This is a genomic window from Prochlorococcus sp. MIT 0701 (assembly GCF_000760295.1).
In the GTDB taxonomy this organism is placed as follows: domain Bacteria; phylum Cyanobacteriota; class Cyanobacteriia; order PCC-6307; family Cyanobiaceae; genus Prochlorococcus.
Genome location: NZ_JNBA01000036.1, coordinates 28,487 through 43,421, shown reverse-complemented (window position 1 = coordinate 43,421; position 14,935 = coordinate 28,487). Strand labels below are relative to the sequence as shown.

The window sequence follows — 14,935 nt, the reverse complement described above, 5'->3', positions numbered from 1 at the left end:
TAACTGTATAAGTTATTTTTGTTTGTATAATTTTAGTTGTGGCGATAAGTGGGATGTATCGAGTTGCTTTTTCAGGAGCTTAAATAGATCAAAGGAAGATTGGCTGATGGCCAGCATTCTTGGATTCTCAAGGTAGAAAATGTTCAAGGCTTAAGTGATTGCCATAAAGCTAATCTGTTTATTTTGTCTGAACTTAATGTATCAGAAAATAGTCCATGCGTATTGCCTGATGATTCCCTTGATTTATTGCAGGAACTTGGTTTCAAGGCAGCGTCAAGCTTTGATTGTTAATGGGGTGTGCACTCATAACCACCACCAGCTGCCGATCAAAGCAGCTTGGCCGATGCGAAGGCCTTCTTGATTCCAGAGTGTCCAAATGCGTGCATTATTGATTAGAAACCTTCGCCCTTCATTGTTCATACGGATCCCTTGATAGCCCTTGATTGCATCCTTTTGCAGCGCTCTGCCTAAGGCATTGGCTCGTGCATCTTGTTCGCTGGTTGGTGCTGTCAAGCGGGAAGGCATGCCGACCATCTCTTCCCAGCGCCGACCCCACAGCTGAAGCGCAGCAGCATTGGCATAGCTGAGATTGGGATCGTGCCCGTCACTATGGGCCAGTACAGGCTGTGTTGCGGCAAACAGTTCCTGACCGGCAAGACGTTGTGAAGGCTGGTGTCGCTCACATGCCAGAAGTGGGCGATTGAAAGCGTGTTGGTGAGAGATTAAAAGCAGGTTCACCAGCTCCTGCTTTTCAGAAGATAGCCAGGGGGGTTCAACCACCGGTCGCCATCGCCTGAAGCATGGCTTGCTGGGATAGGGCTTGCCCCTGCTCCCTGAGATGATTCAGGAAAGTCTGACGGGCTTTTGGGAAGCGGGGTTCTTCGGCTAGGGGTAGATCTCCTGCTGCATCGAGCCCTGTGTCGCCTTCCATGGCTGGAGTAATGACGACCAGATCGGCATCGAGGTTGGAGTCGTATCGCCACCATAAGCTCGGGTCCACAACGGCCGGATGGGGTGGTACAGGCAGGTCGTCGCTGCTGGTTGGCTCAGCAGGAATCTCATTCTTTTCGGCAGTTGTTTCAGCTAGTTTTGCTAGTGCATCACGCCGTTGTTCGGCTAGATCTGCAAGCAATTTGCTGCGGGTGCGACCGCGTAGCTGAAACAGCACAAAGGGGTCTTCACTGAAGCGATCCCCCATCAGGAAATAGATGGCACTGATGTGTTTGCATGGATTGGCTTTATCTGGGCAGCTGCATTCACTGCGGACTTCCTGCAGCTTGAAGGGAAATAGACGTCGCCCACTGGCTGCAAATGCACGCTCGATGTCAGCCGGCATGATCCCTGCCAGCAACTGGGCAGACCAGCGCGCTTTCTGGGTAAGGGCTTCAAGTACATACTTCCAGTCTTCGTCGTTGAGGACATCGAGCCAGAGCTTCACCTTGTAGGGGTCTTCGCCGGTGCCCTGGACGCGGGCATGTACTCGGCGACCCTCGAAGCGTATTGAGGTGACATTGCCTTCTCTGGCGTAGGTCCAGGCACGCTCAAGTCGCTTTTTGAAGCGGTAGGAATTAATCAATTCCATCCATTGCTCCACCCACCAAGGCTGTTGCCCTAGCCCTTCTTCCCCTAGGGCGGTTGTGATGCTGGTGTTGTTGGTGCTGCTTGTCATGACGTCATCTTTGAATCAGCTGTCTTCTAGGGCCACTAGTTCGCGCAATTGACTGACGCCTAAGCCACCCAACCAGTCTTCTCCAGAGCCAATGATGTCTTCGGCAAGTCGAGATTTTTCGCGAATCATGCGATCAATTTTCTCTTCAACTGAGCCGCTGGTGATGAATTTGTGCACCATTACCCGATTGGTTTGCCCGATCCTGTAAGCGCGATCAGTGGCCTGGTTTTCTACGGCAGGATTCCACCAGCGATCGACATGAAACACATGGCTGGCTCGCGTGAGGTTTAGGCCTAGGCCACCGGCTTTGAGTGACAGCAGGAATAGTTGGGGTCCACGTGGATCCTCCTGGAAGCGATCAACCATGGCCTGACGTTCAGTTTTGCTTGTGCTGCCGTGAAGGAAGGGAACTTCAAAGCGCCAGCGTTGTTGCAGGTAGTCCTTAAGCAGATGACCCCATTCTGCGAATTGGGTGAACAACAGGGCGCGATCTCCTGCCTCGATCACTTCCTCAAGAATTTCTTCCAAACGAAGCAGTTTGGCGGAGCGGTCCATGAAGCCTTTTTCAACGGTTTTCTCTTTGAGGGCTAGGGCGGGATGGTTGCAGATTTGCTTCAGTCGGGTGAGCAGTCCGAGCACCTTGCCATGACGTTGACCCCTGGGTGCGCGGGCAATGGCCTCCAGTGTTTCATCGACTGTGTTGCGATAGAGCGCTGCCTGTTCTTTGCTCAGGCCTACCCATTCGCTCAGCTCTACCTTTTCGGGTAGGTCGGAGATGATGGCCTTGTCGGTTTTTAGTCGTCGCAGGATGAAGGGACCAACACGTCCCTTGAGGTCTCGCAGGGAAGACATGTCGCCGTAGCGCTCAATCGGCAGCCGGTAGCGCTGGCGGAAGAAGTCTTCTTCACCGAGAACCCTTGGGTTGAGGAAGTCCATCAGTGCCCAAAGTTCACTGACTCGGTTTTCTACGGGTGTGCCGGTAAGAGCAATCCTGAAGCGATTGTTTTTGTCTGGGCGGCCCATATCGCGTGCTGCTTGGCTCTGTTTGGCGTTGGGGTTCTTAATGGCTTGGGCTTCATCGATGACTACTCCTTGCCAGTCGACCGTTTCCAGTAGTTCACTATCGCGCTGAAGTAGCCCGTAACTGGTGAGAACGAGGTCTAAGCCTTTGAGTGCTTTCTTTAAGGCGGCGGGGGTAGAGGGCCGACGCGGCCCATAGTGTTCGCGGACGTTTAACTCTGGTGTGAAGGCCAATGCCTCTCGCTTCCAGTTGGTGAGTACGGACGTGGGAGCGATAAGCAATACCGGCCGTTTGAGTTCCTGCTCGGCCTTGAGGTGTTGGAGGAATGCCAGTAGCTGGATCGTTTTGCCCAGGCCCATGTCGTCGGCCAGGCATGCCCCTTGATCGAAGCGATGCAGGAAGGCCAGCCAACCCAGCCCCCTTTCCTGATAAGGCCTTAGCTGACCGCAGAAGCCTTCGGGAGCAGGTAGGGGGTCAGGAGCTTTTTGCTGGTGGTATTGCTCCAACACCGCCTGTAGTCGTGGACCGGCCTCAAAGCGGTGCACGGGCAGTCTCATCAGCGTGTCGCCGTCGCTTGCGGTAAGGCGCAAGGCATCGTCGAGGCTGATGCCTGGATTGACGCTGCAGAAGTGTTCCGCATGCTTGAGATCGTTGGGGCGTAATTCGATCCAGGCGCCCTTGTGGTTGACAAGCGGGCTGCGCTTGCTTGCTAGTCGCTCCAGTTCGCGAAGCGTCAGGGTGACGCCACCGATCATTAGCTCCCAACTCCAGTCGAGGGTTTCGCCCAAAGTGAATCCTCTAGATCTCTCCGATAGCTCCGCCTTGATCGCTAGGCCTAGGCGACTGGCCAGCCCTCCCGAGAGGCTGGCAGGTAATTCCACGCCAACGCCAACATCACGCAGTTGTGCCGCTGCAGTGCGCACCAGTACAAAGGCTTCGGCAGGGGTGAGCTGCATTGCTTCTGGTGTGGCGCTGTCGAGGCCTCGCTCGATTGGTGCAAACACCGTGAGGGCTCGTCCCATGCCTTCCAGTAGCACCTCGCCTGGATGTTCCACACGGATTTCGCCTAGTTGCAGGACCTTGGGACCAGCTGCCCAGGCTGCTGCGGCCGGTACTTTGATGGTGGGATCAGCCTCAGCCTGTAAGGCGAAGCGCAGCTCCCAGAGGTCTTCCCCTTCGCCGGGAGTGAAGAGTTCTAAGCAGGCCCTGGCTGGTGCGACGTTGCCAGCGACGCCTTCTCGCCAATGGTTGCTTGCTGTAGCTAGACGTTCTGCTTCCTCATCGGGGAGGTTGATCACGCCGCTGTCCGACCCGAGTGCTTCCTGCCAGGCTGTGAGCAATGGGTCTAGTCCTTGCTCACTCGCTTCAAACCCGGTGCGCAGTTGGGCATCCAAGAGTTCTTCCAGCAGGCTGGCTACGCGAAGGCGACCGCTGCGGGGTCGGCATGAAGCCACAGGGTTAGCGGCTCGCATCGCCTCTGGTCTTAGGCGGGTCATTCGGTTGCTACGCCTTCCGGTGGGCTCCCGCCAGGGGAGGGCGCAGGTGGCCACTAAGGGAAGCTGAGCGGCAAGGTCTTCGAGGCGGCGGCGATCATCTTCACGGTTGAGTAGCGGTGTCCAGCGTGCTCGGTGGGGATAGCCCTCTCCCTTGCTGAGTTCCACCTGGGGTAGCCAACGTCCGCGAGCAATCATGCTCAGGGCCCAGCGCTGTAGATGGCTCCACCAGCGCAGTTCATCGGCCAGATCAGGATGATCTCCTGAAAGAGGCAGTTTCGAGAGCCAGGCCGTTGCGGCAGCAGGTTCCACTGCCAGGCCTTGCACCTGCCAGGGCCACCATTCAGTCTGTTTAGGAATGGGTTCGCCTGCTTGTAAGGGCAGTCCTGTCCAACTTGTTTTGTGGTCGTTGGCTTCGTCGGATTCAGTCGATAAGTTCTTGGCTTTGCTTCGCGGTTTGAGTGTTCGGCTAGGCAGGGTCAGACAGGCTGTGGCGTCGATGATTTCATCGGGTAGTAGATCGCGCTCAATCAGCCAGGCACGTAGATCGTCTGGGCTAAGGGTGAAGGGGTGGAGTGCGGGAGTTGCTGCGGGTCCTGCTGGGGTAGCGACTCGCCAGGTATCTGCCCACACAAGGAGCGCAGGGCGACCGGAGCTGGTCGGAGTACGGATGGCTGGGAGCCAGGTGGCGTGCAGCAGGCTCATGGCCGCGACGCGAAAAGTATGTGTTGGGTTTCTTGGAGCAGGAGTGCACTGCCGATCAACGGCAACCATCCACGCAGGAGTTCCACAACCAATCATGCCAGGGCGCCGGTCCCCTAGCTATGGCTTGCTGCTTTAGGGGGGTGCGGCTTTGGATTAGGCAAGCGACAGCTGCAATAGAGCAAGCCCAATAATCCCTAGGAGCGCAAGTGCATTGCCAGTTTGAAGGGCAGGTTCAACAGGGCTGCACGCATGCCTGAAGTCGGCATTGGCCAAGCGAATGCAAATACATCTGGGTCCCAACCATTGGGTTGGTTGGGGTGGCGGCCAACGTCATATGGAGGTCCAAAGGCGATCATGGCTGGTGGATCCTTGTTCCACGTCCGAATTCTTCATGGCCGTTGCAAGATCGTTGCGTTCTGGTGAGTCGGGACCTCGCACTGGGGCAGAGATCCGCAGTGCTTTTCTGACATTTTTTGCTGAGCGTGCGCATCAGGTGATTCCTAGTGCTTCGTTGGTTCCTGAAGATCCCACGGTGCTATTAACCATCGCTGGAATGCTGCCGTTTAAGCCCGTTTTCATGGGACAGGCTGAACGCCCTGCGCCGCGGGCCACCAGTAGCCAGAAATGTATTCGCACGAATGACATCGAGAACGTGGGGCGCACAGCGCGGCATCACACGTTTTTTGAGATGCTTGGCAACTTTTCTTTTGGCGATTACTTCAAGCAACAAGCGATTGAGTGGGCCTGGGAGCTCACGACTGAGGTGTTTGGACTTGATCCGAAGAATTTGGTGGTGAGCGTATTTCGTGAGGACGATGAGGCTGAGGCCATCTGGCGCGATGTGGTGGGGGTGAACCCCAAGCGCATCATTCGTATGGATGAGGCTGATAATTTTTGGGCTTCAGGGCCAACTGGCCCCTGTGGGCCTTGTTCGGAGATCTATTACGACTTCAAGCCTGATCTGGGCAACGACGACATTGATCTGGAAGACGACGGTCGTTTTGTTGAGTTCTACAACCTGGTTTTTATGCAATACAACCGCGATGGGGAGGGCAATCTCACCCCACTCGCGAAGCGCAATATTGATACCGGCATGGGCTTGGAGCGGATGGCTCAGATTTTGCAGGACGTACCTAATAACTATGAAACTGACATTATTTACCCATTGATCGAGACGGCTGCTGGGCTGGCGGGTCTCGATTATCAAAAGCTTGATGACAAGGGGAAGACCAGCTTCAAGGTGATCGGCGATCACTGCCGCGCGATTACGCATCTGATCTGTGATGGGGTTACTGCTAGCAACCTTGGCCGCGGTTACATCATGCGGCGTTTGCTACGCAGAGTGGTTCGTCATGGGCGACTGGTCGGGATCGAGAAGCCTTTCCTGCAGGCAATGGGGGAAGCGGCGATTGCCTTAATGGTGGAGGCTTACCCCCAGCTTGAGGAGCGCCGAAAGCTGATTCTGGCGGAACTCAATCGCGAGGAGGCCCGCTTCTTGGAAACGTTGGAGCGTGGAGAGAAGTTGCTGGCTGATGTGTTGGTTGCTAAGCCCCAGATGATTTCAGGGGTCCAGGCCTTTGAGTTGTACGACACCTATGGCTTTCCTTTGGAACTTACCCAGGAGATTGCTGAAGAGCATGGCTTGACTGTGGACCTCCAAGGATTTGAGCAAGCGATGGATCAGCAACGTCAGCGGGCTAAGGCCGCTGCAGTGAGCATTGATCTCACGCTTCAGGGGGCTATCGAGCAAATGGCCGCTGAGTTGGAGGCCACTCGCTTCAAGGGTTATGAGGTCTTGGAGCAGCCCTGCTGTGTCTTGGCCTTAGTCGTGAATGGGGAGTCGGCCGAACGAGCCAGCGCTGGTGACAGTGTGCAGATTGTGCTCGATACCACGCCCTTCTACGGTGAAAGTGGCGGCCAGGTGGGTGATCACGGTGTGCTTTCGGGTGAAGGCTCCGGCGGCAATGGTGTGATCGTGGCTGTTGACGATGTGAGTCGTCATCGCAACGTATTTGTGCATTTTGGTCGTATTGAGCGCGGCACGTTAGCCCTGGGGGACTTGGTCAACGCTCAGGTGGATCGGGCCTGTCGTCGCCGTGCCCAGGCCAATCACACTGCAACTCACCTCTTGCAGGCGGCTCTCAAGCAGGTCGTTGATTCGGGGATCGGTCAGGCAGGTTCTCTGGTGGACTTCGATCGCTTGCGCTTCGACTTCCACTGTTCGCGAGCTGTTACGGCCAAGGAACTCGAGCAGATTGAGGTTTTGATTAACGGTTGGATCACGGAATCTCATGATCTGATTGTTGAGGAGATGGTGATCGAGGAGGCCAAGGCTGCCGGTGCTGTGGCGATGTTCGGTGAGAAGTACGCCGATGTGGTGCGCGTGGTGGATGTGCCAGGTGTGTCGATGGAACTGTGCGGCGGAACCCATGTGGCCAATACAGCTGAGATCGGCTTGTTCAAGATCGTTGCTGAGAGCAGTGTTGCTGCAGGAATTCGGCGGATTGAGGCGGTAGCCGGTCCGGCGGTGCTGGCTTATCTCAATGAGCGCGATGAGGTGGTGAAGCAGCTCGGTGATCGCTTTAAGGCGCAGCCCAGCGAAATCGTCGAACGGGTGACATCGCTGCAGGAGGAGCTAAAGAGCAGCCAAAAAGCATTGACTGCAGCACGAGCTGAATTAGCGGTCGCGAAGTCCGCGGCCTTGGCAACCCAGGCAGTAGCTGTTGGTGAGTACCAGTTGTTGGTGGCCCGTCTTGATGGTGTGGAGGGTGCGGGCTTACAAAACGCAGCTCAGGGTTTATTGGATCAATTGGGGGATGGTGCTGCTGTTGTGTTGGGAGGTTTGCCTGATCCGAGCGACGAAGGCAAGGTGATTTTGGTGGCAGCTTTTGGCAAAGCCGTGATCGCTCAAGGTCAGCAAGCGGGCAAGTTCATTGGCTCGATCGCTAAGCGTTGCGGCGGCGGCGGTGGCGGTCGCCCGAATCTGGCTCAGGCGGGCGGGCGCGATGGAGCGGCTTTGGATGGAGCATTAGAAGCGGCAAAGGTTGAGCTGAAGCAAGCCTTGGGCTGAGCTTTCATTGAAGGGTAAGGACGTGCCTAAATGCTTGATTATTGACGCATCAAGTAAAGTCTAATTTTTAAAGATTTTCCTTGTTTAAGTTAATAAGCAAGATGAGATGTGCTCTTGGGCTCGTGATTTTTAAGGATATGGTCGATGATTTGACAATGGACACCTGTCTTGTTGCTGAGGATTGCTCTGTGCTGATTTGGGAGAGGAAAGAATGCTTTTTAGAAAACATATTGCGATTAAAATCGTTTATCTTGGGAGTTGAAGGCTAGATGTGGAGATTGATTTGTTAAATGTCGGAGTGCCTCTGCGGAGTTATTTTGATACTTGGAATTTGATATAAGCAAAGTTTTATTTTCCTATTGACTGATTTCACAAGTCATTCATTTTTCTTGTCGAGCTTCTTGAGTTGTTGGGCAGTTTGCGAAATATAGTGGTTCAGACTTGTTAGTTCTGTGAGCATTTTGTCCAATAAGATATCATCCCCTTTGTATGCTGCATTAATGGAATCAAGTAGTAATGTGATCCCTTTGTTGGCATTGCAGGCCCGCTGACTAACCAGAGAAAGAAGCTCGATCAGCAGCTCTGAGTCATAGATCAGTGCTTTGAGTAGATCGTCACCGCAGACTTGGAGCAGTTCGGCTGGACCATCGACAACTCGTACGTCAGTGGAGTGGGTGCCACCACCAAATAGTCCCATTTCCCCCAAAATTGCTTCGGCTTCAACCACCGTCAATGTGTGCGGTGACTGACCTTGGTGTTGGATCTGAATCGCTACCTTTCCCCGAGTCAGCAGAAGCAGGTGTTTGGCTGGTGCGTCTTGCTTGAGGAGCAGCTCTCCTTGCTTGGCATGCACGGTTGTTGGCTGGAGTTCATTGGTGTGGATCGCAAGCAGTAACTTCAGTCGCTCGCGGACTCGCTGAAGTTGAGGTTCTTGTCCCCACATGGCTGCCGTGGATGGCTTTCATTATCTTGGTATGACTGGCAACAGCTTGCAGAGCCAATGCAAGCTGTCGCTTGATGGGGGGAAGCTTTTTTGCATTAAATAGTAATGTTGGTGACTGGGCATCTCTTCTCTAGATGATTGGCCTTTGATCAGCCATTTAAATCAAGGCTTAATTTATTTTCTCATCAATTTTGTGCATTAATATAGAATTATTTTTGGTTAAAATGATAGGAGATTTCAGGTTTGAGTTCATATTTTTGGCGGAACGATCAAACTCCAACCCATTGAAGAGGGTTGATGCGCTAATTATTCATAGATGCTTATTGATGGCAGAATTTATCGAATGTTGGTAATCGTGCGTGTATTAATTGTAGGCGTAAATGTAATGGTGCGTGTATTCGCAGCTTGACTGTTCTTATTGTCACTCGATGCACTGCTGGAGCTATTGTCTGAATTATTCGATGAGGCATCACCTGAGTCATTCCTAGAGGTAGTGCCTGAGTCATTCCTAGAGGTAGTGCCTGAGTCATTCCTAGAGGTAGTGCCTGAGTCATTCCTAGAGGTAGTGCCTGAGTCATTCCTAGAGCTATCTGTTGAAGTATTGCCGAATCATGACTAGAAGTATTCGTAGATTCATTATTTGAATCTTCATTCTCGTTGCTTTCGCTAGATTGATCCGTATTGGATTTCTTGTTTCGCCAAGACTCTTGCTGACCGTGGTGGAGTAGGTATTCGGGCGTTGGCGGATCAAACCATCAGCATCCTGGAATCCGTTGAGTAGTCCGTGTTGGTTTGTTCCCAATGCAGCGCTAAGTGCAGGCATGGCACGCAGAAGGATTAGGCCTCCTACAGCACCACGGCTTTCGAGCACTTGTGCTGCCAATACGACTTTGGGTTGGCAGCGCTTTAAGATGATGGTTAAGACCTGATCGTCGTAGTGCCATAGATACTTGGGCTATCGAAGAGCAGGTCAACACCAATAGCCTTCACTCCACAGGCAAAGTGACGATCCAAAACCGTGGCATAGATTTTTCGCGGCCAATGCCAATGCTGCAAACTACGTAAATCTCTTCTCTCACTAAGATCTGTATTGGATGCTTGTTGCAGGCTGAAGTCGTCAATGGTCACGATCGTGATGCCATCGGGAACCCGACGTGGGCCACGAAGCTCTTGGGCAGCATCGACAAATGCCAGTTCAAGAAGCTCTATTTGGCTGGGATAGAGTAAGCCAATACCGCCAATCACCACTCCAAGGCTTAAGACAACCGCTTGGCGCTTGATCCACTTGCCCTTTGTCGCCATCCATGCGCAAGACTGCAAATAACCATCGTGATGCCAGTCGTTCTGAACAGCCAGCTCTTGTTGCATTAGGCAGGAACAGCTTTGTTTGGAGATCGACAGTTGTGATCAGGAATAGTGCATGCTTAGTGTGTGAGTGAAGGTTGACTAATGTGCCAATAATTGATTCTTATTGAAGAGTGATTTAGGGGTTGCATTACTGTTCAATAACTAAAAATAATGAAACATGGCTGTTTTCAGTGTTGAGCAGTTGCAGGCTGTGCAATTTTTTTCGGCTTTAACAACGGATGATTGTGAGCAATTATTGGATCGCCATCTTGAGTCCAGTCATGCTGCTGAACAGGTTTTCGTGATGGAGCAAGACTGGGGTGAGTCGGTTTTTCTGTTGTGCTCAGGCATGGCCAAAGTCCGCAGTTATACGGCTGATGGCGATGAAGTTGTGATGTCAGTGTTGGGGGAGGGGGATCTGTTTGGTGAGATGGCTGTTCTTGATGCAGCACCCAGGTCTGCTGATGTTGTGGCCTTAACGCCAGTGAAACTTTTGAAGATGAGAGCGTCGCCTTTTGTGACTTTGCTGCGCAAGGAAGTGGGCTTTGCGATTGCCCTGGCTCAGCTTGAGGCATCTCGCTTGCGGGATCTCAATCAGCGTTTTGCAATCCAGACCAGTGATGCCACGACGCGCTTACTCAATGCATTGGCTTACTTGGCTCGCAAGAGTTCTTCTGCCGATGATCCCAAAGTGGCGATTCCATCCTTAGCTCAAAGGGAGTTGGGTCTCATGGCAGGTTTGTCCAGGGAGACTGCCTCCCGGACATTGAGCAAGCTGCGGAGTCGTGGAACACTGGAGGAGGTTGAAGGCTGTCTGCGTTTGGTGGATCTGCAGCCGCTGGTCAAACGAGGTCTGTTGCCGCTTGGCTCTTAGAGCTTTTGAGCACGGTTACGGGTTGAATTGATCAGCCAGAACAGTCTTAGACTTAGGAGACTTAGGAGTCTTAGGAGTCTTAGGAGTCTTAGGAAAGCTTTCAGAAAAACAAGTTGCTGATCTCCTGGGATGCGACTCTTCAGTGCTCAATGAGTTGCCGTGATCACAGTTGCTCATGCCTCCGATATAGGAATGATGGCAAGCCCTAGCCTTGAAGGTAGGTGGTCTGACGCAGGCTCGCTTCTAGATGGTCCATCAGCCGGCGCACATCGTTGATCTTTAGCTCACCTCGTTGAATCGCAAGTTCACTAGCCAAGCGCAGTCGCTCTAGCAGGAGCTCAGGGTTGTGCTCCATTGCTTCGAGCACCTCGGAATTGGTGTTGCCTCGCACAACGTGGTCTACCTGGTAGCCACCACCAGTTGTTAGCCGGATGTGCACTGCATTGGTACTGCCGAACAGGTTGTGCAGATTGCCCATCACTTCCTGGTAAGCACCGCCGAGAAACATACCAATCATGTAAGCCTCGTTTTGGCGTAGGTTGTGCAGCTCAAGCAGAGTTTTGGTTTGCCCATTCCCGATGAAGCGGTCCAGTTTGCCGTCGGAGTCGCATGTGAGGTCGGCGAAGTGACCTAGCTGAGTTGGTTCTTCATTCAATCGATGAATCGGCATGAGCGGGAAGAGTTGTTCGATGGCCCAGGTGTCTGGGGCTGAACGAAATATTGAAAGGTTGGCGTAGTAGGTGTCAGCGAGAACAGCTCTTAAACTTTGTAGGTCGTCGGGAATTGTTTGGTTGCAAGGCAATTGGCCCATAATTGCTTCGGCGCAAGCCCCTGTAAGTTGTTCTGCCAGAGCCCGCTCTGGCAGACTGATGTAACCCAAGCGGAAGGCAGCGAGGGCATCTTCTTTGAATTTGATCGCGTCGTTCCATGCTTCCTGTAGGCGCGATATTTCAGGCATAGCACCCTTTTGAGTTGCCATAACTCCTGCGAGCGTCTCCCTAAGGTTGTGAATGGTGAGGGGTTCCTCTCCTGTTTGCTTTGGTACAGCTCCTGGGATAGTTCCTGTACCCAGTACATCGAATACGAGTATTGAGAAATGACTAACGATTGCGCGTCCGCTTTCGCTCACAAGGATAGGCAAAGTGATGCCATGGGGTTCACAGCATTCGCGCACCGTTGCGACCACATCATTGGCGTAGTTTTGTAGGGAGTAGTTGGTCGATGCTGCGCTAGCGCTGCGGCTGCCGTCGTAGTCGACACCCAGACCACCCCCAACATCTAAATACCCCATGGGGGCTCCCAGCTTGGTCAGCTCTACGTAAATTTGCGCTGCCTCTTGAAGCGCGTCTTTGAGTACAGCGATGTCGTTGATTTGGCTGCCGATGTGGAAGTGCAGTAGGCGCAGATCGCTCAGTAGATCAGCTTGCCTTAAGGCTTCCACTGTGGATAGCAGATCCGGGATTGAGAGGCCGAACTTGGCTTTTTCGCCTACTGAGCTACTCCAGTGGCCCGTACTGCGTGTCGTTAGCTTTGCTCGTACACCGATGAAGGGGGCTGCGCCAAGTTCTTGGCTGGAGCGGATAATCCGCTCCACTTCATCGGGTTGTTCAATCACTACTACAGGTTGGCGACCAAGCCTGCGGGCCAGGATCGCGGTTTCGATGTAGCGCTGATCTTTGTAGCCGTTACAGATCAGGAGTGCCTCTGGGTCGTTGACGAGTGAAAGAGCAATCAGCAGCTCAGCCTTGCTGCCAGCCTCTAGGCCAAAGTGCCAGTGGCGACCACTTTCTACCAGTTGTTCTACGACGTGGCGCTGTTGGTTGCACTTCACCGGGAATACGCCTTGATATCGACCGGCGTATCCGTATTTGGTAATGGCTTCTTCGAAGGCGCTGTGCAGCCTCTCTAGCCGGTCTTCGAGGATGTCATCAAAGCGGATCAGCAGAGGCAAGTTGAGGTTGCGGCTTTTGAGCTCCTCTACCAGTTCCACCAGATCAAGGCAGCTGCCTTGATCGCCGCGTGGCTGCACCAATACGTGGCCGCGGGCATTGGTTGAGAAGTAGGGCTCCCCCCAGCGGTCGAGGCCATAGAGGGCTGCGCTATCGGCAACGGTCCATGACTTGTTGCCCTGGATGGGGTCGGCTGCCGACATAACGCACGCAGATGGATCGCTGAGGGAATGACAAGGAAATCTAGGTGTGCTTTGGCATTCGTATTGCTTAAGTATCAGAATCTCCTGCACTTCATGCTTTTGTTTTGGTGCTTTCTTTGGAATTCCCTTTTTTCAAAGCTGTGATTACTTGTGCCCATTATTAAAGACTGCTGTGAACGACTTGTTCATGCCCTCATCCCTTTTCGGTATTCAGGCTGATCTGTAGGCTTGTTGTTTAGAGTTCAAAAGCGATATTTCAGGTGTGCATAGAGGCCATCTCCTAGCAGCCACTCTTGCCAAATGCCTTGGTTATCTGCGCTTTCAAAAGAATTAACCCAGCCCAACTCCAGCATCCAGGATCCTTTGTAGTAGCGAGTCAGGATTCCACCTGATCCAATCGTGTCTTCAAAGACGATGTCGTTGAAATCTGTTCTAACCCCACCCATCCCAATGAAGGGGACGATCTGGAGTGCTTGATCATCTTTTCGCCAGGCAGTCATTATCAGCTCACTGACTCCAACCCAGCCGCTGTCGCCACTGATCAGACTGCCAGGCAACCCGCGTAGACCTACATCGCTGCCGATGCTGAATCCCATGTCGCTAGGAAGATGATTAAAGGCCCATTGACCGGCCCCTCGTAGCTTAAGCATCACGTTGGGGCTTAGGCTCCAGTGAAGGTTGGCTAGGCCACCGATGGCTCGAGCTTCGCCTGGATTAATTCCGAACCAGGCCAATTCCTTGAGCTGGCTCTCAGTGCTGAACCCAGCGATTCCTTGTAGTCCATAGATATTGCTGTTCCAAGCCAGGTCTTTGATGCTTCCGGAGAAGTTAATGCCGCCTCTTAGATAGCCGCTTCGTAGCCAGCCGTCTGGGCCGCCTCCGAGTACAAGAGGAATGCTGTCGCCAGCGAGGTAGCTGTCATTGCGGTTGCCGCTGATACCTGCAAAGGCACTCCAGAGTTGATTGGTTGAGCGGTACAAGGTGGTTTCCACCTGTCCCATGGCTTGCAACTGCCGGAAGCTGATCTCATGGGCGTCATCTGATGCTTCTACTAGCTGGCGGCGGCTGTGGCCGAATGATCCGATAAGTCGCCAGTTGTCTGATAACGGCCAGGTGTAACTGGTGGAGGTGATGGTGGCTCCGAGTTCTGGGTCGGAATCACTATTCATTTCGAAGTAGGCCAGAAAATTATCGTTGCGCTTTACGAGGTTGTTTTTCATCACCGTGGCAATACTGCGCCATTCGCCGGTGCCGATATTGCCGTCGTTGCGGATGCTTACTTCTCCCAGCCATGGGGTGGGGGCCGGGTCGACTGTGAGGCTCAATTTGGCTTGAGTGGCATCGCTGCCGAGGCGACCCAGATTTCCTGTGATCTGCCCCACCCCAGGCATGCTGCGCACATTTACCAAAGCTTTTTCGAGGCTGGGCAGATGAAGCACACTGCCGATCAGTGAATTCAGCCGCTTCTTGATCTCCTTTTGCAGGCCTAAGTCAGGGCTTTTGATGCGCAGCTCAGCGATTCGGCCCTCTACCACCTCCAGTGCTCCTGGACTTGGTGTTGCAAGAGTGAAGACCCGACTGTTCACATAGCCATCGCGCACCAGCCTGGCGGTGAGTTTGGCAGCACAGATGTTCAGGGTGTCTGCGACGGTTGGTCTGCC

Annotated in this window: 11 protein-coding genes; 2 read left to right on the top strand and 9 right to left on the bottom strand. The window is 53.3% G+C overall.

What is annotated here, in order from left to right; translation table 11 throughout:
* Positions 1–303 precede the first annotated feature (303 nt).
* The 4 genes from EV12_RS09195 to EV12_RS14240 form a co-directional block, all read right to left on the bottom strand.
* Complete coding sequence (locus EV12_RS09195; protein WP_036914780.1) at positions 304–780, bottom strand: MEKHLA domain-containing protein; 477 nt, start codon at positions 778–780, stop codon at positions 304–306.
* Positions 773–1,669 carry an SWIM zinc finger family protein gene (locus EV12_RS09190; protein WP_036914778.1) on the bottom strand — a complete coding sequence of 299 codons (897 nt, stop codon included), beginning with the start codon at positions 1,667–1,669 and terminating at the stop codon, positions 773–775. The genes EV12_RS09195 and EV12_RS09190 overlap by 8 nt, the downstream gene beginning before the upstream one ends.
* Before the next feature lie 15 nt (positions 1,670–1,684).
* Positions 1,685–4,888 (bottom strand): DEAD/DEAH box helicase, encoded by a 3,204-nt coding sequence (locus EV12_RS09185; RefSeq protein ID WP_036914943.1) that lies wholly within the window; start codon positions 4,886–4,888, stop codon positions 1,685–1,687.
* Positions 4,889–5,082: 194 nt separating this feature from the next.
* Positions 5,083–5,244 carry a hypothetical protein gene (locus EV12_RS14240; protein WP_193742204.1) on the bottom strand — a complete coding sequence of 54 codons (162 nt, stop codon included), beginning with the start codon at positions 5,242–5,244 and terminating at the stop codon, positions 5,083–5,085.
* A gap of 35 nt (positions 5,245–5,279) precedes the next feature.
* Between EV12_RS14240 and alaS the strand changes: the two genes are divergently transcribed.
* The gene (gene alaS / locus EV12_RS09180; protein ID WP_036914777.1) at positions 5,280–7,958 is read left to right on the top strand and encodes an alanine--tRNA ligase; all 2,679 of its coding nucleotides are present in this window, start codon (positions 5,280–5,282) and stop codon (positions 7,956–7,958) included.
* Positions 7,959–8,334: 376 nt separating this feature from the next.
* Here alaS and EV12_RS09170 read toward each other — a convergent pair whose 3' ends face one another.
* The 3 genes from EV12_RS09170 to EV12_RS14675 form a co-directional block, all read right to left on the bottom strand.
* The gene (locus EV12_RS09170) at positions 8,335–8,901 is read right to left on the bottom strand and encodes a cyclic nucleotide-binding domain-containing protein (protein ID WP_036914774.1); all 567 of its coding nucleotides are present in this window, start codon (positions 8,899–8,901) and stop codon (positions 8,335–8,337) included.
* Positions 8,902–9,487: 586 nt separating this feature from the next.
* The gene (locus EV12_RS14680) at positions 9,488–9,784 is read right to left on the bottom strand and encodes a hypothetical protein (protein ID WP_036914772.1); all 297 of its coding nucleotides are present in this window, start codon (positions 9,782–9,784) and stop codon (positions 9,488–9,490) included.
* A gap of 35 nt (positions 9,785–9,819) precedes the next feature.
* On the bottom strand, positions 9,820–10,269 hold the full coding sequence (locus tag EV12_RS14675) for a CHASE2 domain-containing protein (protein ID WP_036914770.1): 450 nt from the start codon (positions 10,267–10,269) through the stop codon (positions 9,820–9,822).
* Positions 10,270–10,426: 157 nt separating this feature from the next.
* On the opposite strand from EV12_RS14675, the gene EV12_RS09155 reads away from it, so the two are divergent.
* Positions 10,427–11,122, top strand: a complete 696-nt coding sequence (locus EV12_RS09155) for a Crp/Fnr family transcriptional regulator (RefSeq protein WP_036914769.1) — start codon at positions 10,427–10,429, stop codon at positions 11,120–11,122.
* A 205-nt stretch (positions 11,123–11,327) separates the two neighbouring features.
* Here EV12_RS09155 and speA read toward each other — a convergent pair whose 3' ends face one another.
* Both speA and EV12_RS09145 read right to left on the bottom strand, forming a co-directional pair.
* On the bottom strand, positions 11,328–13,274 hold the full coding sequence (gene speA / locus EV12_RS09150; protein WP_036914768.1) for a biosynthetic arginine decarboxylase: 1,947 nt from the start codon (positions 13,272–13,274) through the stop codon (positions 11,328–11,330).
* Between the two features lie 242 nt (positions 13,275–13,516).
* Entirely contained in the window at positions 13,517–14,875 is a 1,359-nt protein-coding gene (locus tag EV12_RS09145; protein WP_241466592.1) for a ShlB/FhaC/HecB family hemolysin secretion/activation protein, read from the bottom strand.
* Positions 14,876–14,935: the final 60 nt, after the last annotated feature.

Coding starts and splice junctions, on each gene's coding strand:
- EV12_RS09190 (WP_036914778.1), bottom strand. CDS start 1,669: ATGACAAGCAGCACCAACAACACCAGCATCACAACCGCCCTAGGGGAA.
- EV12_RS09185 (WP_036914943.1), bottom strand. CDS start 4,888: ATGAGCCTGCTGCACGCCACCTGGCTCCCAGCCATCCGTACTCCGACC.
- EV12_RS14240 (WP_193742204.1), bottom strand. CDS start 5,244: ATGATCGCCTTTGGACCTCCATATGACGTTGGCCGCCACCCCAACCAA.
- alaS (WP_036914777.1), top strand. CDS start 5,280: ATGGCCGTTGCAAGATCGTTGCGTTCTGGTGAGTCGGGACCTCGCACT.
- EV12_RS09170 (WP_036914774.1), bottom strand. CDS start 8,901: ATGTGGGGACAAGAACCTCAACTTCAGCGAGTCCGCGAGCGACTGAAG.
- EV12_RS14675 (WP_036914770.1), bottom strand. CDS start 10,269: ATGCAACAAGAGCTGGCTGTTCAGAACGACTGGCATCACGATGGTTAT.
- EV12_RS09155 (WP_036914769.1), top strand. CDS start 10,427: ATGGCTGTTTTCAGTGTTGAGCAGTTGCAGGCTGTGCAATTTTTTTCG.
- speA (WP_036914768.1), bottom strand. CDS start 13,274: ATGTCGGCAGCCGACCCCATCCAGGGCAACAAGTCATGGACCGTTGCC.